Here is a 26,003-nt window from a genome sequence, read left to right as displayed (position 1 = left end):
TTTATCATTTTTATGTCAGCGAATTTATATCTGCGAATACCAGAAGTAGATTGAATCTTAATCAAAAATATGCGATACAAACTAGGGTAAAAGCAACAATAATATGGGGGGCGAAGCGGACTTTATGAGCTTGCAGCAAAAGGAAATTGCCAATTCTCAATTTTATATTCCACCAATGATACTGACGAGTTTGGTTCATTATGCAGAACAACAACACTGGCAATATGACAATTGGTTCGCAGCACAAAATTTAGACTTGGAACAAATTCGCCAAGGGCATGGTTTTGTTGCTTTTTCAGAACTTTGTGAGGTTATTCATCTCGCAGTTAAAGATACCCAGCAACAAAATTTAGGCTTATTGCTGGGCAGTAGTGAAGGTCAGATTTCAATTGGTATTTTGGGCTTTGCCATGCAAGCCTGTAAAACAGTGGCCGAAGCACTAGAAACGGCACTGCATTATCATCCCATTTCAGGCAGTGTCTTAGATTTAACCGTCAATCTTGTTGATGATTATTGTGAAATTGAACTTTTTGAACGAAGTGATTGTGGTGAGCTAAAAGCATTTTTCTGTGATGAAGTATTTGCCAGTATTATTACCTGTGTCAATATGATGCTAGACCATAGCTATGAGTTAGTCAGCTTGGAACTCAGCTATGATAATTCGGCATACATCAATGATTATAAAAGAATTTTTAATTGCCCAATTTATTTTAAAACGGCTAAAAATATCATCCGATTTAACAAAACACTCTTGTCGAGAAGCCTTAAAAACTATAGCCCTGTCAATTATCAAAGTGCAATTCTGATTTGTGATCAAGCTTTAAAACAATTTGATCAAATGAATCAACACAGTTTGGCAAAAGTGTTAGCACATTTGATTGAAAGCCATCTACCTGAACGCTTTGATATGCAACAAGCAGCGCAATATTTTCATTTTAGCGAACGCCATTTACGGCGTTTACTACTCAATGAAGGGCTAAATTTTCAGTTATTAAAGCAACAGGTGTTAGAAAAAAAAGCCAAACAGTGGATTGAAGAAAATCAATCGATGAGCGAAATCAGTTTCAATCTTGGTTTTAGTGAGTTAAGGGAATTTCGTCGTGCGTTTAAAAAATGGACTGGATCTTCGCCAACGGAATACAAAAAAGCGAAACTGTTGGGTTCAGTTATTCGTATTTGAATGACGTGGTTTGAAATAAGATTCTGCATAAAATCAGGGTTAATATTTATATTAAGCTTACAAAATATTAATTTAATTCAATAAATTAAATATTCCAAAAAATATTTAAATAAGGGTAAAGATGTATAACGATGCATATTTAGCTGGAGTACTCGACTAAAGCCTAAATGAATTCTGACAGGCTTATGCATATCTTTTAAACACGGAAATTAGAACAAATATAGATGGAGCTAAACATGGTCAGTGCCTATGATCAATTACCACGAACCCCTGCAAACTTTGTAGCATTATCACCTTTACGTTATCTAGAGCGTGCAGCCTACATTTATCCAAATCAAGATGCGATTGTACATGGTGCTCGTCATATCTCTTGGCGTGACACCTATACCCGTTGTCGTCAATTTGCCCATCAATTACAAAATCTGGGGATTCAAAAAAACGATACCGTTTCTGTTCTTTTACCCAATATCCCTGCGATGGTCGAAGCGCATTTTGCAGTCCCTATGGCTGGTGCTGTTTTAAATACGCTGAATACTCGTTTAGATGCCAAAACCATTGCGTTTATGTTAGAGCATGCTGAAACCAAAGTTCTTTTGGTTGACCCTGAGTTTGCGGCTTTGGCTAAAGAAGCGGTAGCGCTTATTGCTCAACAGATCTATATCATTGATGTTGCAGATGAGGAATACGAAAACAATGATGCTACAGCACGTATTGGTCAAATTGAATATGAGGATTGGCTGAAAAGTGGTGATGCAGATTTTGAGTGGCATTTACCTCAGGATGAATGGGATGCGATTAGTCTAAATTATACCTCTGGCACTACAGGCAATCCGAAAGGTGTGGTTTATCACCATCGTGGTGCTTATATCAATGCAGCCAGTAATATCATCGCCTGTGGTATGACACCACGTTGTAAATATTTATGGACACTTCCGCTATTCCATTGCAATGGTTGGTGTTTTGCTTGGACTGTTGCAGCCAATGGCGGTACCAATATCTGCTTACGTAAAATTGATCCTGAGTTGGTTTATCAACTTATTGATCAATACAAAGTTGACTATTTCTGTGGTGCACCGATTGTCTTATCGATGTTGATCAACACCCCGAAAGAACAACAAATTAAATTTGAACATCATGTAGAAGTAATGGTGGCTGGTGCTGCACCGCCTGCAGCAATTATTGAAGGAATGCATCATATTGGTATTCAAGTCAATCATGTCTATGGTCTCACTGAAACTTATGGCCCTTCTGCATTATGTGCATCTCAAGCAGGTTGGAGTGACCTGTCTATTCAAGAGCAAGCACAATTACACTCGCGCCAAGGTGTACCTTATCCATTACAAGATGGTATGCGTGTGTTGGATGCTGAAACGATGCAACCTGTGCCTAATGATGGCAAGACCATGGGAGAAATTATGTTCCGTGGCAACATTGTCATGAAAGGTTATTTAAAAAATACCAAAGCCACAGAAGAAGCCTTTAAAGGTGGCTGGTTTCATACTGGTGATTTAGCGGTTTGCCAGCCCGATGGTTATGCAAAAATTATGGACCGTTCAAAAGACATCATTATTTCAGGTGGTGAAAATATCTCATCTTTAGAAGTTGAAGAGGTTCTTTATACTCATCCTGCAATTATGACTGCGGCAGTGGTTGCGCAACCCGATCCACGTTGGCAAGAAGTTCCTTGTGCCTTTATAGAACTTAAACAAGGTGCAGAAACCACACCTGAAGAGGTGATTGAATTCTGCAAACAGCATTTGGCACGCTTTAAAGTCCCTAAAAGTGTAGTGATTTGTGAGATTCCAAAAACATCGACAGGTAAATTACAAAAATTTATCTTACGTGACTGGGCAAAAGAGCGCTCAGTGGGTGAATTTAATTAGTCTACCTGTTTGAATGATCCAATTTACCTTCCTCTTCCCAGTAAAAATAAATGACTGTTTTTATTTAGAAGGTCATACTGGCGAGTAAGGTAAATTGATGAAAGAGTGAGATAAATTGGTGAAAGAGAGCGGTAAATGGGTGAAAATAGGCTTAAAACGTTAATTTCTCATTTCTCGACTTCATTTTAGAAATTATGCTTTTCTTGTCGCTTATTGATAGCACCATTAAAACTTTTTGATCATTTAAACATAGCAAACGATGAATAAACTTCGTACAGAAATAGAACCCGATTTTGAAACAGCACAACAACTTTATCCAACTGTGCTCGAATTGATTGCCAATTACACCGACTATTGCGATGAGTTTGGTGATGAAGATTCGCTTGAATATCAAAAACTCAGTGAAAAGCTCACAGAAATTACCAGTAAAGACATTTCTCAATATGATCTTTGGGAGTGGTGGGAAGCCGAAGGCATCGAAAATTTAAGCTTTGATATTTGCCTACCTGAGCCTAAAATCATCCACAATATTTCAAAACAAGAACTTACTGAAATCGTCCAGCGGATTAAAAGCTCAGATTTTAATACTCAACATGCAAATGAATTCATCAATGCTTTTTACCTCCGCACCATTTTCTCAGGCGGGTATTTCTATAACTTTTTAAAACTCAATTTTAAAGCATTTAAGCATCAATTGTTTCAACGCAATAAAGATCAAACAGGACGATACTTTGAATATTCGGTAGAAGACATTGTGGATCGGCTTTGGGGCGAGTGATTGCCATAAAAATATCACCGCACATCTGTATCAGAAGAAAATAAAACACCTATACCTGATCTAATGGAAAATTCACAAATACCAGTACTCAAATATATCAAGTCTCAACTGAAGATTCCTGAGTCAATCTTCTTAGCGAATGGATAAGAGGATTGTTTATTAAAACTAACCAAAAAATAAAAATAATTGAAAATAAAAATGAATAATAAATAAAAAACACTTAATTAAATCAATATAGGTTACAAATCCGTATTAACCACATTGCAATTAATTTAGAAAAACTTAATAATATGTAAACCAATATCTATACTAAAAATTCAAAGTCATATAATCTATAGAACAAATATTAATCAGCTTACGATAATGACTTATTTAAAAAATATATTCTTAGTATTGATATCTATATTCATTCTACAAACCACTGCACATGCTAAAGCAGACGAAGTTTGCCGAGCATGGTTTGGGACATTAGGAATCAGTAAAGGTGATAAACGGTGTGGGATAAAATGCACAATTGGCGATGTAGGGATGGCAACCTATAGCTGCCCTAATCAATGTGATGATCTTTGTACAGAATCAAATGATTGCCCAGCTGGAACAAAAGCTGTTTTTGGTCAACGTACGACTGCAACTTGCTTACCTATTTATGAAACAAAAAAAGACAAAGGTAAAAGCTGCGATGGATTGGGAAACCCTTGTTCTGTCAGTACAGGCAATAAATTTCAGGTAGAAACAGACTGGAAAGCACCAGTTGGGCCATTAGAAGTTACTCGGGTTTATAATAGTTTATTTTCAGACAATGTCTTATCAGATAATACACCTTTTGGTTCAACACGTGCTTGGACTCATAATTATGCAATGCGCTTATATTTTACATTATCGGGTACGAATATCACGTCTATAACCCTATGGCGTGAAGATGGTAAGGAAATAATTGCAACACCCAGACAAGGTCGCACAACCCCATTACTTGGTACCACTGACTGGTATGTTGACCCAGATACAAGCTTAATTCTAAACCAGTTAAGCAGTGGCTGGGAAATTAAAAACCTCAAGAACAGTCAAGTTGAAACTTATGACTCAAAAGGACGATTAATCCGAATTGCTTACATAGGCAATCAGTTTGTGACTATCAGTTATTCCAATACAACAACCTTCAAAGCAAATACTATCACAGATCAATTTGGTCGAAAACTGACCTTGACCTATGATAGAGCTGGTTATCTTACTAGCATTAAATTACCTAATGCTCAGAGTGTTCAATATTCTTATAGTGGGAACATATTATGGGCTGTTAACCGACCATCTTCAGGCACAAAATATTATAACTATAATGAAAATACTTTGGTTGCACCTTCAAAAAATCCTTATTTACTCACAGGAATAAGTAATGAATTAGGCAATCGTTTTGCTAATTATGCCTATGATGAATTTGATCGAGGTATTTTGACGGAACATGCTGGTAACACACAACAATTCCGTTTTAATTATTCAGAAAACAATACACAAGTTACCGACCCTTATGGTACTCAACGAGAATATAGCCGTTCACGTATTTCAGGCACTCAATATATTGGAACGGTGAAACGAGGGACTACAACAGAAAGTCGTTCAGAATATGATAGCTCTGGAAATTTAGTTCGTTATGAACAATTTGGACAAGTAACCACTTATGAATATGATCTAAGCCGAAATCTTGAAACAAAACGAATTGAAGCGGCTGGAACTACTGAAGAAAGAATTACAACAACACAATGGCATGCAACATTAGCATTACCTATCGAAATACAAGAATCATTACGCAAAATAAATCTAACTTATGATAATGCAGGAAATCTCTTAACCCGAACCATTACAGACTTAACCACAAAAAAAAAGAGAACATGGACATACACTTATAATAATTTAGGTCAAATCCTCACGCTGACAGAACCAACATCTGAAAAAACAATATATAGCTATGACAATACTGGCAATTTACTCACAGTGACTGATTCAGCGGGTTTAGTTACCAGTTACAGTAACTACAATACCTTGGGACAACCCCAAATTATTACTTTTCCAAGTGGGCATAAAATTACTTATACCTATGACAATTTGGGAAGAGTGTTAAAAACGGTAGAAACTCGTTTAAATCCAAATTTTGAAACAAGCTACAACAGCACAAGTAAAGTTGTTCAGTGGGCACAATGGATCACTGATTTAATCAACCAATGGTCCCAATCTGTTGGATTGGGAACACCATTTTCGGAAACAGGAACAAGCAGTCAAACATCCAGCACCATTAGTTTAAGTAGTAGCCAAAGTGCGACTACAACTTATGTTTATGATCATGCTGGACAACTTACTCAGGTGATCTTTCCTGATGGTGAAATACTGAATTATGAATATGATAGAGCACAGCGTTTGGCTTTAATCAGAGATAATACGGGTAATACCGTAAATTACACTCGCAATAATGCAGGTGCTATTACCCACACTGCAATCACTGATAATTACAGCAATATTCTATTCAAAACAGAAACGGTATATGACACATTAGGTCGAGTCAGCCGACAGCAAGGTGATCATCAACAAAATGAGCAATTTAGTTATGATGATTTTAACCAACTGACAGAACAAAAAAATGCACTCAATCAAACTTCAGGCTACCAATATGATGCTTTAGGTAGACCAAAACGACAAAGAAATCCAGCACAAGGGTCGATCCAATATCAATATGACAGTTTAGATCAATTAAAAACGATCACAGATGCACGTGGTAATACAACCACATATCACTACAATGCATTTGGTGATTTAGAAAGTGTAAATAGCCCTGATACTAGATTAACAACATATCAGTATGATGATACAGGTCGTCTTACGCAGTACACAGACAGTCAAAATAATGTTCATGCCTACACATATGACAATGCACAAAGAGTTCGTCAAAAAACAGATGGCAGTGGTTCAAATCAACTCACTACAAGTTTTGATTATGATGGGGGGCAATATGGGCAAGGCGAGCTAACACAGACCAGTAATGCCAATAGCCGTATCCGCTATATTCGTGACAGTGCTGGGAATGTCATTGAAAAGGCCATAGCATTAAAGCCGAACCTACCATTACGAGTTCAGTACAATTATACCGCTGGAGGGAAACTCGCTAATATTCTCTATCCAAGTGGACTTCAAATTACTTATACCTATAACCAGGGTCTACTCAATAATATTAGTTCGAGTACTGGAGGTAAATTACTTCAAAATGTTCGTTATACCCCAATGGGAATCAGTGGTTGGGATTGGGGAACAGGTTATGACCAGTTTCATCTTCTTATAGATACAGATGGGCGGATCAATGACGTAACTTCAACAGGTATTTTGACACGACATTATAACTTTGATGTTGCAGATCGCATCACCAACATCAGTGACAGTAATAGTACGCTAAATTCAGGTTTTAACTATGATGTAATGGATCGCTTAATCCAGCAAAATATCCAGTTTGGCGATAAAAATTCTGTACTTAGTTATAGCTATGATGCCAATGGCAATCGAACACAACAAAACAAAGCTGAAGATGGCATCTCGACAGATACAGCATTTTCAATTGCAAACACAAGCAACCGTATCAATAGCTACAGCTATTTAGCGACAGGTCAAGTCACTCAAGATAATATCCGAAGCTATCAATATGATGCAGCTGGACGTAGCAGCCGAATCCAAAAAAATTCGAGCAGTATTGAAAATCGCTATGATCCACTTGGACAACGTGTCATCAAGTACATTTCAAATACTGGGGTACAGAGTGTAGTTTACTTTGTATATAACGAATCTGGACAATTGTTAGGTGAATACGATCAAAATCGTAATCGCATCCGTGAGTATATTTGGCTAGGTGATCGTTTGGTCGGAATGCTCAGTCAGGAACGTCCAAATGTTTTATTGAGAGTACATACAGATCATTTAATGACGCCGAGAGCAGTAAGTGAAGGTGATGGCGATAGCCGTAAGGTTTTATGGCGTTGGGATGGAGACCAGTTTGGGGATGTATTACCGAACGAAGATGTTGATGCAAATAATATTAAATTCACCATGCCTTTACGTCATGCTGGACAATATTATGATAGTGAAGTCGGAACATTCTATAACTACTTCCGTGATTATAATCCAGCAACGGGACGTTATGTCCAAAGTGATCCTTTAGGTCTATTTGATGGTCCTAACACCTATGCATATGCCTACAGCAATCCAGTTTCTTATAATGATCCAACTGGCCAGTTTGTACCAATATTAGCTGGAGTTGCAATAGGAGCAGGAACTGATCTAGGCATTCAACTGGTATTGAATGGTGGGAATTTCCAGTGTGTGAGTTGGGCGCAAGTTGGGGTTTCTGGAGCTTTAGGGGCTATTGGAGGTGGTTGGTGGTCTGGTTCCTTTAAACACGCGAAATCAAGTGCAAGCTGGTTTAAATTAAGTACAAAATGGAAGAATGTCAGCCCAAGAGCCAGAAAGGCTCAGGACACACCTAAAGGCTATGAACTACATCATTGGTTAATTGAAAGAAATAGTTGGGTAGGTAAAAAAGTGCCAGATGTAATTAAAAATCATCCGTGGAATTTAAAAGCTGTTGAACGCTCTGTACATCAGCGTATTCATGGGAATAGTAAACGTTTATCTCAATATGATCCAATCCGCCAATGGTGGTATGCAACACCCACTTGGGCTAAGGGTGCTGAAATATCTATTGGTTCAGGTATTGGTGCAGATATGGTAACAGGAGAACAATAATGAATCTAAATTATCCTATCGTTATCAAAAGTAATAAATATATTGAGGGAAATATATTAAATGAGAGGAATTTGATTTATGTAGGTGAAAATAATTTCATAAATGGATGTTTTAATAACTCTATAATCATTGATTCATCAGGTTATGAATATAAAATTTTATCAGCTAAGAAAGAAAAACTTATTTTTAGTATTTGGAATTTATTTCCACAATATCGATCAATAAAAGTTTCTTTAGAACTTTCAAAACCAAAGAAAAAGAACTTAGATGAAATAAAAAAAGAACTCACAGAATTATTTTTAAATAATCCAAAATGGTTTAAAAACAGTGATTTTAGTCAAACACAAGCCATTGAACTATTTATCAATGAAGCCAGAACAGTGAAAGAGTTGATCAAAAATATATCTGTTTGGTCATAGATATTTCATTGCTACTTTTGGTCGCAGTGTTGGTGCTACATCAGGTGGAGCTATCGGTTCTACATTGGATCTTGGAGAATAAAGTGGATCAAGTGAAGGCAATGAATTCTTATAATAAACGTCATAAACGTTGGCAGGATCGAATACCATCACAAACTCGATATTTAAGTCATCTAGTTGATACTCAACTAGTCCCTTATTTTGAATCCATTGGTTTTACGCAAGTGGGGAAAGAATATTTAAGTGTAGATAGAAATGATTTAGTTGAGGCTAAAGATATTTCTTTAGAACAAACTACTGATAGCATATTAAAAAGCATATATATATCATTTGATAAGTATGACTCACCTAAATTTCAAATATATTTTAACCTTCGTGAACTTCCCCCTCCTCATGATTTTATATCTTCGGAGAGTTTGGTGAAAAAATCAAATCAATATGTATATTTTTGGGGGAAACCTTGGTGGCTACCTATGTTTTTCTGGACTGAGTCAATGTCAAAGTATGAAATAAATAAATTATTATTAGTTATTGAGCAAATACCTGTTTTTTTGGAAAAAGGTATTAGAGGAAAAAATATTAGTAATAAAGAAGGTCTACGAAAAACTAATATTTCAAAAGAATAACTATCATAGAACACGCTAAATCAGGTGCAAACTGGTATCAGTTAAGTACAAAATGGAAAAATGTTAGCCCAAGAGCCAGAAAGGCTCAAGGCACACCTAAAGGCTATGAACTACATCATTGGTTAATTGAAAGAAATAGTTGGGTAGGTAAAAAAGTGCCAGATGTAATTAAAAATCATCCGTGGAATTTAAAAGCTGTTGAACGCTCTGTACATCAGCGTATTCATGGGAATGATCCAGCTGGAGAAACTTTTAATTTTATTGAAAAATTATGGTATGGAAGTCCTACTTGGGCTAAAGGTGCGGCTGGATCAGTTGGTTCTGGAATAAGTGCTGATTCAATAGTAGGTGAAGAATAATGAATCTAAACTACCCAATTTTAATGCATACCTCTTTATTTATTAAAGGTAATTTAGAGAGTGAAGATCGAATAAGCTATATAAGCGAAAAAGCATTTGATACAGGCTATTTGTCTGGTGCAATTATATTTGATTCATATGGTATGAAATATGAGATTACACAGACAAAAAAAATACCATTACATGACTTACCATTTCCAAAATTTTTAAAGATTATTCTCAAACATTTTGGCGGACATTATGTAGCGTCAAAAAAAAATAGATCAATATGGGTTGTATTTGAAGTAAATCCTATCAGAAAATTTAATTTAGATGAGATAAAAAAAGAACTCACAGAATTATTTTTAAATAATCCAAAATGGTTTAAAAACAGTGATTTTAGTCAAAAACAAGCCATTGAACTATTTATCAATGAAGCCAGAACAGTGAAAGAGTTGATCAAAAATATATCTGTTTGGTCATAGATATTTCATTATTACTTTTGGTCGAAGTGTTGGTGCGACAGCAGGTGGAGCTATCGGTTCTACATTGGATCTTGGAGAATAAAGTGGATCAAGTGAAAGCAATAAATTCTTATAATAATAGTTAAAAATAAGATTGAAAGTATATTTTTATCATTTGATAAATTACATCGAGGAATAGCATCAACCCATCCTGATTATAAAAATGGTCTTAAAGAAGTTGTCCAAAATAACATTTCCGTCATATTTTGACTGGCATTTTATTGGACACAAGTTTTTACGATTTTGACTATTTGTATCCTTATTTTTCAATGAAAAGTGTTTACACTCAATGCACTTACAGCTTTCAAGCCTTTTTTCTTTGACTTTACAGTCACAGAGAAATAACCATGAAATACTTGTACGTCACTATAAGATGTTGCACGATGTAGCGGAACAAATATGTGTCATAGAAGACACACGTCGTATTTATGAAGATTATAAATCTGGTTTAACCAGTATTGAGGAAACCGATATGCCACAATACAAAGCACCCTTACGTGATATGCACTTCGTTTTGCATGAGTTATTAAATGCTGAAGAACATTACGCGAAACTCCCTGCATTCCAAGAAACCGTAAGCCGTGAATTGATTGATCAATATTTAGAAGCTGGCGCGGATTTCTGTGAAAATGAATTATCTCCACTTAACCAAATCGGTGACAGTGAAGGCTGTAAATGGAATGATGGTGTAGTGACTACGCCTACAGGCTTTAAAGCAGCCTATGACAAATATGTAGAATTAGGCTTCCCTTCTCTTTCAGTTCCAGAAGAACATGGCGGTCAAGGTTTACCAGGTTCTTTAGCAACTGCTATTTCTGAAATGGTGGGTTCTGCAAACTGGGCGTGGGGTATGTACCCAGGTCTTTCACATGGTGCGGTTCGTACAATTGAGCATCATGGTTCTGCTGAGCAAAAAGCAACATATTTACCTAAACTTGTTTCAGGTGAATGGACCGGTACCATGTGTTTAACAGAATCTCATGCAGGTTCTGACTTAGGCATTATCCGTTCTAAAGCTGAGCCACAAGCAGATGGTAGCTATGCAATTTCTGGCGAGAAAATCTTTATCTCTGCTGGTGAACACGATATGGCGGACAACATCGTTCACATCGTTTTGGCTCGTCTACCAGGTGCACCTAAAGGCACTAAAGGGATTTCGTTATTCATCGTACCTAAGTTCAATGTAAATGCAGATGGCTCTATTGCAGACCGTAATGCAGTACGTTGTGGTTCAATTGAACACAAAATGGGTATCCACGGTAATGCAACTTGTGTGATCAATTTTGATAACGCAAAAGGTTTCTTGATTGGACCTGAAAACCGTGGTTTACATGCAATGTTTACCTTCATGAACACTGCACGTATTGGTACTGCTGTTCAAGGTTTAACAGCATCTGAATCATCTTTCCAAGGTGCGCTTGCATATGCGAAAGATCGTTTGGCAATGCGTTCACTTTCTGGTCCTAAAGCACCAGAGAAAGAAGCTGATCCAATCATTGTTCACCCAGCTGTACGTAACATGTTGATGACACAAAAAGCCTTTGCTGAAGGTGGTCGTGCATTGGTTTACTTCTTATCTCAATATGCAGATATCGTAGAGCAAGGTGTCACTGAAGAAGATCGTAAATTTGCCGACAATATCTTGTCATTATTGACACCGATTGCGAAAGCATTCTTAACTGAAACAGGTTCTGAATCAGCGAAGCATGGTGTACAAGTATTTGGTGGTCACGGCTTTATTTCTGAACACGGTATGGAGCAAATTGTACGTGATACGCGTATCTCTTGCTTATACGAAGGTACAACTGAAATCCAAGCACTTGATTTGTTAGGTCGTAAAGTATTGGGTACGCAAGGTGCAATGTTGAAAGACTTCACCAAGATCATCCATAAATTTGCGGAAGCAAACAAAGACAATGCTGACCTGAAAGAATTTGTTGAACCACTTGCTGCTCTTAACAAAGAGTGGGGTGATTTAACCATGCAAATCGGTATGAAAGCTATGCAAAATCCAGATGAAGTAGGCGCAGCTGCAGTTGACTACCTATACTTCTCTGGTTATGTAACGCTTGCATTCTTATGGGCTCGCATGGCGCTTGTTGCTCAACAAAAACTTGCTGAAGGCTCTACTGAAACTGGCTTCTATAATGCAAAAATTAAGACTGCTCGTTTCTACTTCAAGAAAATCTTACCACGCGTTCGTTCACATGTTGACGTGATCGCGGGTGGCTTAGATCCATTGATGTCATTAGATGCTGAAGACTTTGCATTCTAAGTAGAATGCCGAGCTAGGTATTTAGAAAACTGTACTCAAGAGTGCAGAAATAGAGAAAGGACAGTCATAGCTTTGGCAGTCCTTTTTCTTTATAAATAGAGCGTTATTTACTTAGACCATCTAACAACATACATGCTTGTTGGTTAAACTGATCTAAGTCTACAGATTCAAACAATAAACAGGTGAACGAACATGCCAATTTATAATGCGCCACTTGCAGATATGAAATTCATTCTGAATGACGTTTTCAATGCAGAGCAATTCTGGCAAGCCAACGAAAAGCTTGCACATGTTGATGCGGCAACGGCTGAAGCAATTTTAGAAGAAATGGCTAAATTTGCACAAAATGTTACGCTTCCTTTAAACCGTACAGGTGATGAAGAAGGCGCTCATTATGAAAATGGCAAAGTCACGACACCTGCTGGTTTTAAAGAAGCATTCCAACAATACGCTGAAGGCGGTTGGATTGGCCTAGGTGCTGAAGAGGAATGGGGCGGTCAGGCAATGCCAAAAATGCTGACCGTACTTGCAGATGAAATGTTATTTGCAACTAACCCATCATTCATGCTCTACCCGCTTCTCTCTGTCGGTGCTGGTATGGCTTTAAATAGCTATGCATCTCAAGAACAGAAAGAAACCTATTTACCTAAAATCTATTCAGGTGAATGGTCTGGTACGATGTGTTTAACTGAACCTCATGCAGGTACAGATTTAGGGATTATCAAAACTAAAGCTGAACCTAATCAAGATGGTACATATAACATTACTGGTACTAAAATCTTTATTACTGGTGGTGATCACGATCTTGCTGACAACATCATTCACCTTGTTTTAGCAAAAACACCTGATGCACCTGCGGGTTCACGTGGTATCTCACTCTTTATCGTGCCTAAATTCCTCGTCAATGCTGATGGTTCATTGGGCGAACGTAATACAGCTGGTCCTGGTTCAATTGAACACAAAATGGGGATCAAAGCGTCTGCAACATGTGTCATGAACTTTGATGCAGCCAAAGGTTTCCTTGTTGGTAAAGAAAATGAAGGGCTTGCAGCAATGTTCGTGATGATGAATTACGAACGCTTGTCTATGGGTATTCAAGGCCTAGGCGCTTCTGAATATGCATACCAAAATGCAGCACAATATGCGACTGATCGCGTACAAGGCCGTAGTGCGACAGGTGTTAAATCTCCAAACAAACCTGCTGACAGCATCCTTGTACATGGTGATGTACGTCGTATGTTACTCAATGCACGTGCCAACAATGAAGCTTCTCGTGCATTTGCAGTCTATGTTGGTCAACAACTCGACATTACTAAATTTTCAACTGATCCTGAAGCTGTAGCGAAGGCAAATAATCGTGTTGCATTATTAACGCCAATTGCCAAAGCCTATTTAACAGACACCGCGTTTAATGCTGCAATCGATGCGCAAATGGTGTTTGGTGGTCATGGCTATATTCGTGAATGGGGCATGGAACAATGTGTGCGTGACTTACGTATCGCGCAAATCTATGAAGGTACCAACGGCGTTCAGTCACAAGATTTAATTGGTCGTAAAACAATTAAATGTAATGGTGAATTCATTGCTGAATATATTGAAGAGATCCGTGATTTTGCCAATGGTCTAGATACCGACTTAAACTTCATTAAAGATGCGACTTTAGATATTGCAACTGAAGTAGATATGATTACGCAGCATATTTTAGAACGTGCAAAAGAAAATGCTGATTTCGCAAATGCTGCGGCAGTAGAGTATCTGCATGTTGTTGGCTTATTAAGCTTCTCTTATATGTTTGCTCGTATTGCCAATGCTGCAAAAAATAAGCAAGGTCAATTCTACCAAGACAAACTTGCATTGACTCATTATTTCATCCAACGCCTCTTGCCTGATTTAAATGCACGTGTTGCTAAAATCAAAGCAGGCGCAGAAGTTATTATGAATTTCAGCGAAGATTATTTTACTAATCAAGCTTAATTTCATCATCAACTGAAATAAAACATTAAAACGCCCGATGATTCGGGCGTTTTTTATTTGCAACTGATGCTTTTTTTAGAACACCTACTGATCTATATCTCTTGAATGTCATAAAGCCGTTAGGTTTGCTTTTCTATGCATCTTAAAATCAAGGATGGTGCAATTATATCGTGTGGCTATAAAAGTTGATCGCAATATAAATCAAGTTACATCAGAAAATCTTACTTTGGATAAAACTTCCGAATTGATTCAGCCATCTCTGGAGATTGGTTTTGTAAAGCATTTGCCGCACTTGTGGCATCCACAGTACTGCGATTTTGACTGACTTTAAATTTCCCTACGATTGAATCTATTTCGATTTCAATCGCCACAATTTCCTGTAATAAAGCAGCGATATAATCATTGGGCGCATCCCCCATTTTCCAAGGTACCGCCTGCGGTGCTTCATGCTGACGAGTCAATCGCGCCAAAATACCCCGCAAATATTTTTCATCATCTATTTTTCGAATTGTTCCCTTCACATGCACAACACGATAATTCCATGTCGGTACTTCCCGATGATGCTCAAATTTCCCTGGATACCAATTCGGTGAAATATAACTTTGCTCAGCATGGAAAATCACATAAGCCGATCGAACCTGTTCTAACAAGGTAAATAAAGGGTTGGCTTTGGCGATATGTCCACGTAACAATCCAGTCTTGCCAGCTGACCGATCCAGTTCAAAAGGAATATGGTTCGCTTCAATTTCACCGTCATAATTAACCATCAAACTTCCCAATGGATTTTTTTCAATTAAATCGAAAAGTTCAGGGAGATTCTCTTGTTTAAAATGAGTAGGAAGATACATGTTTTATTTCCTAATACTCTTTCGAGCCATCTGGACTAGTTTTAAATATTTCAGGTAATTCAGCATCTTCAGTAAAAGCTTCACCTTTAAAAATATTAACCACTTCAATTTTCCCTATAATTTGCTGATTAAACTCGTCTAGTCGCTCAGCTGGAATCCATAACTCCTGACAAAAATCATCACCAACCGTATGTATTTCAAACTGAGCCAGATACTCATCATTCAGTTCAAACCGTGTGACATAGCCAATATAACCACTTGCTTGATCTTTGGTATTCCAATCTAAAGCAATTTTTTCAGCATACTTCTGATTTAAAACAGGATAGAAAATAGGTTGCCAATACAATCTTGGTGGGAAATTTTTAAAGCCACTCTTTGCAATCAATTGATATTCAAAAAGCCCAATTGGTCGGTACAAATACATTGTTATTCCTTTAATTGTATTGAAAATAATCTATCTATAGACTAATCAGATGAAATGATCAATTTCTTAATGAAATAGTTGTTATTTATTCGCCATAAACATTTCACTTCGCTTTTCATGTGCATGAAATTTGCATAGTGTTTAATCATAAATAGTACGCACAAATGGAGGATGTTATGAATAAAGATCCACGTATAGAAAAAATAGAAAACCTCCTCGATAAATTGGGCAATATTGCAGTAGAAGCATTTCATTATATTGCGCTGTTTATCATTGGCTGTATGATCGCTTGGTCAGCGGTACATACAATTATTGAAATTTTAACCGTGAAACAATACGCCAGCATTGACGATATTTTATTGTTATTCATCTATTTGGAATTAGGTGCAATGGTGGGGATCTATTTTAAGACCAACCACATGCCTGTACGTTTCTTAATTTATATCGCAATCACCGCACTCACGCGATTACTAATTTCAGATATTCAGCATGACCATAAAGCAGATATGGATTTAGTGATTATTACGGGATCGGTTTTAATTTTAGCCATTGCAATTTTGATCGTGAGATATGCATCTTGGACATATCCTTCTGTCATTCGTGATAAACATACTGAAAAATCATTACCTCATGGCAAAACACCACGACCAGAAGATGATGAACTAGCTTAGTCTCTTGTCTTGATTCATACGCTTACCCTTCTCTCTAAACAAAATTAAAGAAATTCTTTATGCAAGCGCAAGACATAGAGGAGAAGGGACTTTTTTAAATGTGTTGAAAATTTAATACATTGCTATTGATCATGATGATGCTTTTAAATCACGTTCAGCGATCATTGGGCACTTGTAAATAACGACCATTCTGGAAAATCCAATGCATACCAACCTGCGGATCAGGTAAACCATAACGGCGCCAATCACTAATCAATGTATATTGCGAACTTTCTATATGACCACCCTCCCCATTTACATAACCATAACTGCTACCTGAATACTCCGTCCGGGTTGGAAACTGGTGATTATAAATAATCGTCACACCATTTTGTGGTGGGTAACTTGGGTGTGGGCCATTTGGATGCGGATAGGGCCTGTTCGGATAACTTGGGTACGTTGGATAGGGATGCTGGTATTGAGGTCGAACAGGAATCTCCTGTGACATTTGGCGGCCATATTGATCTGTATATTTATAAGTCGTTGTTGGATATTTCTTTTGAGGGCGCTCAACACTGCGATAATTCGCCCAATCTTTAGCATCTGCCCATGTCATTGTTGAAGTCACTGAAAGCATCCACATCAAGACACTTAAACTGTGTATCTGTTTCATTTCAACCTCCAAACTTGAACGTATACACAACAGCTTAATCCATCATTCAAGATAAATAATGGATGAATTACAGTCGAAATTTAATCTTCTTTATTGTTTATACATCAACTTGGGTAAATTCTGACATCAATCTGATAAAATATAATTTTAATCTGATGAGTGCTGTATTGTGGCTGAACTGAGCTTTGACCGTTTACATCAATTTTTTTGCAAAATCCCAAGTGTGCAAGAGGCATTTATTGATAGCTATGGTTCAGATGGCAAACAAGCATGGTGGTTTAAATTTCAAATCAATATTGACCACCCTTTAGCATGGCAAACTGTGCAAGAACTTGGTCACGTTCTAAATTATATTTCTAAAAATGAACGCCTTCCGACTCAGTTTTTACCCGTTTCTCCTCCTCCGTATATGAATGGTGAAGCGAAACAATTTTTAGCTTGGGTGATTCAATGTAACCATGCAGATTTTTCACCCGATGTGGTGTGTGACTGGTTAGAGGCACGTTTACCAAAACCTGTAGATGATGAAAGCAAATGGAAAATCAAAACTGATTTACATGAGTTAGATCATATTTCAAATAAAGATTTGGATGAGTTAGTGCCACCAAATCCAAAAAACTAAATAGAAAGCGACAGCTAAGCACACATTTCAATTCGTTAACCGTCCCCTTCGCAGCGACAAGCATAGCTTACTTTGAAGGGGGAGGTTTTACAAATGCTTAACTGATCAACACTAAGGTTGAAGAACTGAGTTTATCTTTTTCGGTTCTTAGATTCAGTTTCAGTACGCTCAGCATCATTATTGATGCTTTCAATCAAGCCACCTAAATTATTGTTGAACTGGGCTCGCATTTGAATATATGTTTTTAGATTTCTCGCTTTGATCGGATCTTTAGTTGTGCCCTTGCCTTTTTGATACGCTTCTAGGGCTTTACTTTGCGTATCTTCTTCAGATGATCCATTTTCATAAGCCAAAACAGCCCAACGATAATCTTCTGGTTCATCTTCGATGCGTGCCAAATTATCCATTGCATTGACAGACCCTAGTTGAGCAGCTTGTTTAAAATATTTTTGCGCAAGTGCTTCATCATAGCCTTCATTTTCTTCGTTATAATACCAAACACCGAGATAATTTATTGCATCAGGATCGTTTTGAGCCGCAGCTTTTTTTAAATAAATTAAACCTTTGTTAATATCTATTTGTTTTTCATCATCTGTCCATAAATAATCAGATCCAAGTTCTGTTAATGCCACATGATTATTTAATTGCGCAGCTTTTAGATACAAATTCTGCTTATCTTTATCCGCATCTTTTTTTAATGCAAGCATCAAATACGCATCACTCGCACCTTGAGATGCTTGTTTTTGATAATGCGTTAAAACCTCATTTTCGAGCTGTTCAATATCCTTTTCTGACAAGTATGAGTCAGCAGCATAATCTTCAAGTAATTTTATTTTTGCTCCAATATCACCTTGATTCGAACGTTGCTGAAGCATTTGAAAATGAGCTAAATCACTATCTTTATGATCTTTTTCATAAGCAGCTTTCGTCTTGGCACCCAGTTTTTTTAGAATGTTTTCTGGACAATTCTGGATACTAGATCCCGCCCACAATAAATCCCCCTGCTGTACTGCTTTATATAACCATTTACACTGTTCATCACTGTAATCATCATTCCCATTGTCTAATGCAAGCACGAATGTACGTATGGCTTCAACATCACCTTGTTCAGCAAGTTTTAAAATTTGTGGACGAATTTTTATTAGTTTTTGCCTGATATCATTAGAAATACCAAAACCTTCAGCGATACCCGCTTCTAAATCTAATGATAAATATGCATCAAAATTACCACGTTGAGCAGCTTCCAAACGCAGCTGTTTATATAAATGACTATTTTCAGGTAAAAAACGATAATCTGCTGAATTAGAATAATATTTTGAAAGTAGAAAATAAGCCTCTGCATCACCTTGATCTGCAGCTTGTCTGAATAATTGAATGGCTTTGTCAATATTGATTAAGACCGTTGGACTACCTGTTTGCAATGTTTTTGCTTGAACTACTAAAGCATTCTCTGCAAAACTAAGTGGTGAAATAAACAGACTCAGTGTAAGTAATGATTTTAAAAATGATGTTTGTAATGTTTTCATTTAAAGCTCAGCTTTGTTATTAAAAAATCTACCAAGCTTTAAATTATGTACCGAAATCTCTTCATTTCGATACATATTTTTTTGAATAAATCAAAACGTCGACAAACCACTCCATTCCATAAAACGGTAAACCCCGTATTTAAGTTTTGATTCATCAGCGTATTTGCTGTAATCCACACTCATTTGACGACCATTTAAGTTTGACCAAGCCGTATTAAAATACTGTTCAGCATCGATAAAAACTTGCTGTTGCGGATTGCCAACCACGCGTAAATCAGTCTCCAAATTATAATTTTTTAAATTACGTGCGGTAAAGTTGGCAGAACCTAAAATCATTTCCGCAGATTGCGCATTATGCTTTACGATCATCTTACTATGGCACTGCTCACCTTGGGTATTACACCAACGTACATCAATCCCTGCGTCATTTAACTCTGAAGCCACTTGACGGTTTGGGATACCATTTTTTTGACGACCAAATGCATCTTTATTCGGATCAAGCAAAATACGTAATTTCACTCCACGTTGCTTGGCAGCTACTAAACCTTTAACAATTTGGCGCTCTGATAAATAGAACATGGCTAAATCAATTTGATCATTGGCTTTTGCTGACGCCAACATGTTTAAAACTGCATCATAAATTGCTTTTTCAGTGAGTACTTGAACCTGAGGATCATTTGGATTTTCAGGTAGTTTGCCAAATGCAACAAAAGGCGTATCACCTCCCGAGATATGCGCGACGGTTTGTTCAGTATTTAAAATATCTGTCGCAGTTGCACCGTCAACCATTAATGCAATATTGGAGTGACGTGAACTACCATCATGAGGATTGGCAGATGTGACGATGGTTTTCCAACCTTCTGCAGTATCAACCACGATGGTTTTACGATGATTGGCTTTAAAATTAAATAAATTTAAATAACTGCGGACTGTAATTTTTTCTTCGCCAAATGGATTATTCAGCCAGCCTTTATTTGGATTATTGCCAATATCCTGACAGCATAAATACCATATCCCAGACCAAGTAGGATTAGATGCGCGGAGTGGTGTTAAATTCGTTTCAATCACGTCAATACCACCTAAACGTAATTGACGATATTGTTCAGGCTGAATTCCACCATAAACAGAATTGATTGGATCGGTAATAAACTTGATTTCTAAGCTTGGGTTTACAATTTTTTCATTAATCAAGGCTTGGGTTAATTGCTTGGTTAATTCTCGTTGCTGAACTTTAGAATCGCCGACTTCACTGTTAAATAGAAACATATCGATCACAATGGTGGTCTTGGCTTGCTTAATCAGCTGTAACACATGATCAAAGATATGTTGATCAAGTTGCTGCTTCCCTTGCGCATCAATATAGGTTTCATCGGCCATAAATTTTACATTGGCGTGACGCAATGGTCCGGTAAAATTCAGCCCTTTAGGAAGCGGTTTATAAACATGATAAATCGCAGATGAGAGATATCCTAAGGCCAATATGCCGATAATAATGCCGAAATAGCGACGTTTTGACCAATTCAGTTTGTTTTGAATTTTATTGAAGATACGCATAAGAAAAGACCTAGACCAATTTAGGGTCTGTCAACATTTCATATATAACTTGCGTTGTCGGCTAAAATTGAGCAAACGAGGCATGAAATGAAGAGAATAGCGAGACTATTTTCAAGTTTCATAACGATGTTTGAGATAATTTTAACCACAACCCTGAGCAAAAAACAAAGCACTGCTTTGTTTGCAGCGCAAGGCGCAGCAGAGACGACTAGAGTGTTTTTTGATGCTACATCGTTATGACCTACTCATTTAGATCACTAAATTTCATAGATCATGCCTTGTATCCTCTAAAAAACACTCGTTGTCGCAAATACAGATGAAGTATTGGCAGACCCTTAGAGCCTAGGTCGAATTCCTTTATTTTTCAATAACGATTTGGTGAATGATTGCAAATAATTAGAACTTATAGTCCATACCTATGACAAAGTTACGTCCAATTTGTGGAATATTCGATAAGAAAGAAGTGTGTTCATAAATCTTCTCGTCCAACAGGTTGTTGGCTTTAAAGAATACTTTCGCTTCTTGTTTGTTGGCCAAAGGATACTGATAAGCAACGCCTAGGTTCACCATGTTATAACCTTTGGTTTCTTGTTCATAAGACGCAAATTTATCTTGATTAAACACATGTGAATATTCTGCTGAACCAGACCAACGCTCATCAAACTCAGCATTTACACGAGCGCCTAAACGACCAGCAGGAACACGCGGTGCATTTTCATCTTCAATTTTACCGCGTACGTAGTCGCCAAACAGACTGGTTTTATACACATCATTCCACTGATAAGCGACTTCACCTTCTGTCCCATAGAACTTGGCTTTATCTTGACTATATTTGATCAAACGGAAGTTTTCGTATTGATCCAAAGTTTTGGCATAAATGTAGTTATCAAACCAATTTTGATAGACATGTACATGATAGCTCAACTTGTCATTGTCATAATGAAGGCCTAATTCCACATTATTTGACTTCTCTTTATTTAAATCTTGATTGCCCAACTCATAAGTGTTGGTCGCATAATGCTTTCCATCAGCATAAAGTTCTTGTGCTAAAGGCAATCGTTCCTGATGAGAACCCGTTAAAGAGAGCGTGTAATTTGGTGCAAATGCCCAATTCACAGCACCAGAATATGAGAATGCATTACCATCAAAGTCTTTTTGATCTGAGTCGACCTCCACTGTTTGATGATCAAAACGAGTCCCTAATTCCACATGAAAATCACCAAATTGGCGATGCTCTAAGCCAAATACACTATATTTTTGGGTTTTATTTGGTGCAAGAACCGCTTCTTCACCTGTGATATCTAATTTTTGCTGGCTGGCTTGAACACCCCACACGCCTTCCCAAGCAGCAATCGGATTGTGTAACAACTCAACACGACCTTCATAACCTTTGCTCTTGAAGGTTGTCATTGCTGTACTTCCTTCAATTTCATCATGTTGATAGTCGGTATAACTTGCTTGTGCACGAAGTTTTTTAAAGCCAGCAAAAGGTTCATTGAGCTCAGAACGGAAATCATAACGTTCTGTTTTCATATCAATCCATGGCCCTGCTTCAGCGTGATCATGGTCTTCTTCACCATGATCATGGTCATGACCCGCATGGTCGTCATCATCGTGCCCACCACAATGAAGTGATAAGCCATGGAAATGGCATGACTCATATTCATGGCTATGCCCAGGTAAACCGTATTGATCTTGGCGATTGCTATAAGACACGCCAGCAAAACCACGCTCGCCGATCCAAGATAAGCCAACATTTACATTTTCAGACTCTGAAAATGTATTGCCAACTCGACGCTCTATCGTACTATGAGCATGATCACCATGCTCTTCTGTTACGATATAGTTCGGGGTAATATAATCATTGGCGTCACGTTTTAAGCCTTCTACACGTAATGCAACATTTGAACCTAATCCAACAGTCACCCCAGCATGTGCCATTTTTTCGTCGTTGCCTGTGTTATAACGCAGACCAACATTGCCTTCATAACCATTTTCAGGCATCGCTGTCGGAATCTTGCTGTCAACCACATTGACTAAACCACCCACAGACCCAGCCCCATATAATAATGTTGATGGCCCACGAATGACTTCAATTTTTTGCGCAAGTTGCGGATCTACAGTGACAGCATGATCTGGTGACAAGCTTGAAACATCCATTGTCTCTGTTGCATTCTGAGTCACTTTAACCCGTGCACCCTCTTGCCCACGAATTACAGGGCGACTAGAACCCGCCCCAAAGGTATTGGAATAGACCCCTAATTCATCTTTGAGTGCTTCACCTAAAGTCGTGCCAGCCTGTTGTAGTTTTTCACGTGAAACAGTTTCATCTACAACACCAAAATCTTGACTTGAACGGACCAAGGGATGTCCAACAACGGTAATGGTTTCTAATTGTTGTGGATTTTTTTCAGTATTGGTTTGATTTTCCGCCCAAATAGAAGTTGAAATAACTGCAGAAATGGAAAGTGTTAGGGCACTTTTGGTAAAGGACATGCGATTGCTCTCAAAGCTCAATATTCTTGAATTATGTTATATTATAACATTTCAATATTTTTGCAATAAAAAAAGGAAATCAAAACTGATTTCCTTTGCATTTTAAATTAAATTTATTTTGTTTTCAGAAGCTTATTGATTAAAATAAAACTCATAAGAGAAGCAGTCACCCAATAGAACACATAGGTCGTATTTTGAAAAAATAAATAATATTCAGTAAGACCGCTACACATATAATAGATTACGAACACTGTACCAGTGATTGCTAAGTTTTGAATTAGCAAATTTTTAGCAAAGATATGCTTTATAAAGAAAACCAAAGCAGTCAAAAATGTCAATAATAAACCAACGAATCCAATCAAACCATTTGCTGCTAATTCATGGAAGTAGATGCTATGCATGTGCTGAAAACAATGCGGTAAATCTCCTCGTTCATATAAACGGCAATTTTCAGCTTCAATTTCATACATCCCGATTCCTGTGAAAGGTGAGGTTTTAAACATTTCCAGTGAATTATTCCAAAGGAATAATCTAATTCCCGAACTATTTTGATAATTATTATTACGAATATTGAGTGAATCAGATTGAAAGTTTTCAACTCTTTTTAGTAGTGGAGAATTTGGAATAGCCATATTTATGCCAATAAAACAAACAACCAAACCCAGCATCAAAGTGATTTTTTTTAATTGAGTTTTAGTATAGAAAAGAACTAAAAAGCCCAATACAAATAGCAGCCCTAGCCATGCTCCTCTAGTGCCATGAAGGATTAAAAGAAACATACAGAGTAAGCTGGTCACTAAATATAAATAAGATTGTTTACCTTTTAAATAAAATGAATAACATAGCAAAAGTATTGTGAGCGAAATAAAGCCGATATCATAACTAATCACTGGATTAAAGAAAATACTAAACAGGCCACGATCAAACTGCAACATTATCCCCCAATACAATAAGTAGGGGGTCAACAAAAACAATATAAAAAACAATATCCGATAAAAAAATTCGGCATTAAAATTACTTTTATAATAAATTGTTGGTAAAAAAATGAATGGAATAAACCAAATATACTGGTTAATAATATGCTTATACGTACTCAATAGATTATGCGGAACTGAATCAAGTCGAAAAAGTGACTGATTTAATAAAGTAGTACTTATAAATCCAATACAACAAAATGCAACCAGATAAAAATTTGGTTTTATAATTCCCCCCTTAATTAAAAAATAGCTAAAAAACAAAATAAAAACAATTGAAATATTCCAATGCCTAAAATTATCATTAAAAATATAATGCGTAAATACAACAACAAAAAGGATAGATATTAAAAAAATAAATTTATTATTTTTTATCATCAAAGAATAACTTTCAAACATTGACACTTTAGATCTACTCAATTTTTTGTAATATTCTACTTTGAAATTACATTTAATTCATTGATGTAAACAACAAATTAACGAATAATTTCCTAATATAAGTTTTAATAACCTATTTTCAATGCCTTTTACACTTTCACATGCTGTTTTAGCACCACCTTTGTCCAAACTTTCAGGAAATCGCTTGCCGATTGCAGCACTCGCGATTGGCACAATGACACCAGATTTGTATAGAGTGTTGGTCAAAACTGAAATTTATTTAAATCATCAATTTAAAGGAATCATTTATCCAGATTTATTGGTGGGATTACTGTTCTGCTTACTTTGGTATAGCTTATATCGCCCATTACTATTTAAGTTTTTAGGCATTCAAAAACCATTAAACATTGCTTCTTTTTCTACTTTTTTTCAATTTCTAATTTGGATGATATTGGCGATTATCTTAGGTACAGCAACCCATATTATTTGGGATGGTTTAACTCATTTAGATTTTCGAACTTTCGCTTTTAAAGAATTTTTAGCGCAACCTGTCAGTATATTTGATCGTATTTATCCGATGCATAAAGTCCTACAAATCGGCTGTTCTGCTGCGGCTTTACCTTTTTTAATGTGGATGGGCTTGCATTACTTTTTTAAATATAGAGCCAGTCAAATACGCAATCCTAAAGTAAATTTTTTCTGTATAAGCTTATTTGTAAGCTCATTTTTTAGTGGTTGCTTATATTATGTGTATATTGCCAAAAGTACAGGCTTCGTTCCACAAGACACTGATCTATATGTGCTGATTGGCTTGTTTATGAAATTTTTTACCCAAGGTTCAATCCTTTGTTTCACTTTAGGTTGTCTTTTGTTTCATTATTTAAATGATAAGAAATATTTTGAATGATGCTCTATTTGCCGATTTAGTCACTGAAACTTTCTCGAAATCAGCTTAAATTTATTCGGCAACATGCTAGTTTTTGCCCCAAGTCCTTGTGACTCACCGCTCAAAGAGGCATAATCTCACATTACATTTTTAGGCGATGCGCTGTTTACGTACTCGCTTCCTTAACCCATATAGTTGGATT

General features: G+C 36.9%; 20 protein-coding genes. 13 read left to right on the top strand and 7 right to left on the bottom strand.

Translation table 11 applies throughout. The features are described 5' to 3' along the window. Positions 1–124 precede the first annotated feature (124 nt). The 10 genes from FHR28_RS17265 (at position 125) to FHR28_RS17220 (ending at position 14,770) form a co-directional block, all read left to right on the top strand. Complete coding sequence (locus FHR28_RS17265; RefSeq protein ID WP_166783150.1) at positions 125–1,180, top strand: AraC family transcriptional regulator; 1,056 nt, start codon at positions 125–127, stop codon at positions 1,178–1,180. 236 nt (positions 1,181–1,416) lie between these two features. Further along, a complete protein-coding gene (locus FHR28_RS17260; protein WP_166783149.1) occupies positions 1,417–3,063 on the top strand; it encodes an acyl-CoA synthetase in 1,647 nt (548 codons plus the stop codon). 259 nt (positions 3,064–3,322) lie between these two features. Further along, a complete protein-coding gene (locus FHR28_RS17255) occupies positions 3,323–3,841 on the top strand; it encodes a hypothetical protein (protein ID WP_166783148.1) in 519 nt (172 codons plus the stop codon). Between the two features lie 363 nt (positions 3,842–4,204). After that, positions 4,205–8,614 (top strand): RHS repeat-associated core domain-containing protein, encoded by a 4,410-nt coding sequence (locus FHR28_RS17250; RefSeq protein ID WP_166783147.1) that lies wholly within the window; start codon positions 4,205–4,207, stop codon positions 8,612–8,614. Next, a complete protein-coding gene (locus FHR28_RS17245; protein WP_166783146.1) occupies positions 8,614–9,033 on the top strand; it encodes a hypothetical protein in 420 nt (139 codons plus the stop codon). The genes FHR28_RS17250 and FHR28_RS17245 overlap by 1 nt, the downstream gene beginning before the upstream one ends. Positions 9,034–9,116: 83 nt before the next feature. Then, complete coding sequence (locus tag FHR28_RS17240) at positions 9,117–9,659, top strand: hypothetical protein (RefSeq protein ID WP_166783145.1); 543 nt, start codon at positions 9,117–9,119, stop codon at positions 9,657–9,659. 155 nt (positions 9,660–9,814) lie between these two features. Continuing rightward, a complete protein-coding gene (locus FHR28_RS17235; protein WP_171527363.1) occupies positions 9,815–10,018 on the top strand; it encodes a hypothetical protein in 204 nt (67 codons plus the stop codon). Further along, complete coding sequence (locus FHR28_RS17230) at positions 10,018–10,482, top strand: hypothetical protein (protein ID WP_166783144.1); 465 nt, start codon at positions 10,018–10,020, stop codon at positions 10,480–10,482. Before FHR28_RS17235 ends, FHR28_RS17230 begins: the two co-directional genes overlap by 1 nt. 511 nt (positions 10,483–10,993) lie before the next feature. After that, positions 10,994–12,796, top strand: coding sequence for an acyl-CoA dehydrogenase C-terminal domain-containing protein (locus tag FHR28_RS17225; RefSeq protein ID WP_105713405.1), 1,803 nt, complete (start codon positions 10,994–10,996; stop codon positions 12,794–12,796). A gap of 192 nt (positions 12,797–12,988) precedes the next feature. Then, positions 12,989–14,770, top strand: a complete 1,782-nt coding sequence (locus FHR28_RS17220; protein WP_004723090.1) for an acyl-CoA dehydrogenase C-terminal domain-containing protein — start codon at positions 12,989–12,991, stop codon at positions 14,768–14,770. Between the two features lie 221 nt (positions 14,771–14,991). Here FHR28_RS17220 and FHR28_RS17215 read toward each other — a convergent pair whose 3' ends face one another. Together FHR28_RS17215 and FHR28_RS17210 are read right to left on the bottom strand one after the other, a co-directional pair. Next, the gene (locus FHR28_RS17215) at positions 14,992–15,618 is read right to left on the bottom strand and encodes an FMN-binding negative transcriptional regulator (protein ID WP_004723091.1); all 627 of its coding nucleotides are present in this window, start codon (positions 15,616–15,618) and stop codon (positions 14,992–14,994) included. A gap of 10 nt (positions 15,619–15,628) precedes the next feature. Next, entirely contained in the window at positions 15,629–16,042 is a 414-nt protein-coding gene (locus FHR28_RS17210) for a hypothetical protein (protein ID WP_004723094.1), read from the bottom strand. Positions 16,043–16,218: 176 nt separating this feature from the next. Between FHR28_RS17210 and FHR28_RS17205 the strand changes: the two genes are divergently transcribed. Beyond that, on the top strand, positions 16,219–16,713 hold the full coding sequence (locus FHR28_RS17205) for a phosphate-starvation-inducible protein PsiE (protein WP_004723097.1): 495 nt from the start codon (positions 16,219–16,221) through the stop codon (positions 16,711–16,713). Between the two features lie 154 nt (positions 16,714–16,867). On the opposite strand, the gene FHR28_RS17200 is transcribed toward FHR28_RS17205, so the two are convergent. After that, complete coding sequence (locus FHR28_RS17200; protein ID WP_166783143.1) at positions 16,868–17,365, bottom strand: RcnB family protein; 498 nt, start codon at positions 17,363–17,365, stop codon at positions 16,868–16,870. Positions 17,366–17,534: 169 nt separating this feature from the next. Between FHR28_RS17200 and FHR28_RS17195 the strand changes: the two genes are divergently transcribed. Then, positions 17,535–17,987 carry a hypothetical protein gene (locus FHR28_RS17195; protein ID WP_004723101.1) on the top strand — a complete coding sequence of 151 codons (453 nt, stop codon included), beginning with the start codon at positions 17,535–17,537 and terminating at the stop codon, positions 17,985–17,987. Positions 17,988–18,118: 131 nt separating this feature from the next. On the opposite strand, the gene FHR28_RS17190 is transcribed toward FHR28_RS17195, so the two are convergent. The 4 genes from FHR28_RS17190 to FHR28_RS17175 all read right to left on the bottom strand — a co-directional run bounded on the left by FHR28_RS17190 (position 18,119) and on the right by FHR28_RS17175 (position 24,498). Then, positions 18,119–19,513 (bottom strand): tetratricopeptide repeat protein, encoded by a 1,395-nt coding sequence (locus FHR28_RS17190; RefSeq protein ID WP_166783142.1) that lies wholly within the window; start codon positions 19,511–19,513, stop codon positions 18,119–18,121. Between the two features lie 90 nt (positions 19,514–19,603). Continuing rightward, positions 19,604–21,067, bottom strand: a complete 1,464-nt coding sequence (locus FHR28_RS17185; protein ID WP_166783141.1) for a phospholipase D family protein — start codon at positions 21,065–21,067, stop codon at positions 19,604–19,606. Between the two features lie 396 nt (positions 21,068–21,463). Further along, positions 21,464–23,563 carry a zinc piracy TonB-dependent receptor ZnuD gene (gene znuD, locus FHR28_RS17180; protein ID WP_166783140.1) on the bottom strand — a complete coding sequence of 700 codons (2,100 nt, stop codon included), beginning with the start codon at positions 23,561–23,563 and terminating at the stop codon, positions 21,464–21,466. 113 nt (positions 23,564–23,676) lie between these two features. After that, complete coding sequence (locus FHR28_RS17175) at positions 23,677–24,498, bottom strand: O-antigen ligase family protein (RefSeq protein WP_228722097.1); 822 nt, start codon at positions 24,496–24,498, stop codon at positions 23,677–23,679. Between the two features lie 559 nt (positions 24,499–25,057). Here FHR28_RS17175 and FHR28_RS17170 point away from each other — a divergent pair. Then, entirely contained in the window at positions 25,058–25,822 is a 765-nt protein-coding gene (locus FHR28_RS17170; RefSeq protein WP_004723112.1) for a DUF4184 family protein, read from the top strand. The last annotated feature ends 181 nt before the right edge of the window (positions 25,823–26,003 follow it).

The organism is Acinetobacter sp. BIGb0196 (genome assembly GCF_011759595.1).
In the GTDB taxonomy this organism is placed as follows: Bacteria; Pseudomonadota; Gammaproteobacteria; order Pseudomonadales; family Moraxellaceae; genus Acinetobacter; species Acinetobacter guillouiae.
The sequence above is the reverse complement of the archived record's forward strand: the minus strand, read 5'-3'. Positions and strand labels throughout refer to the sequence as shown.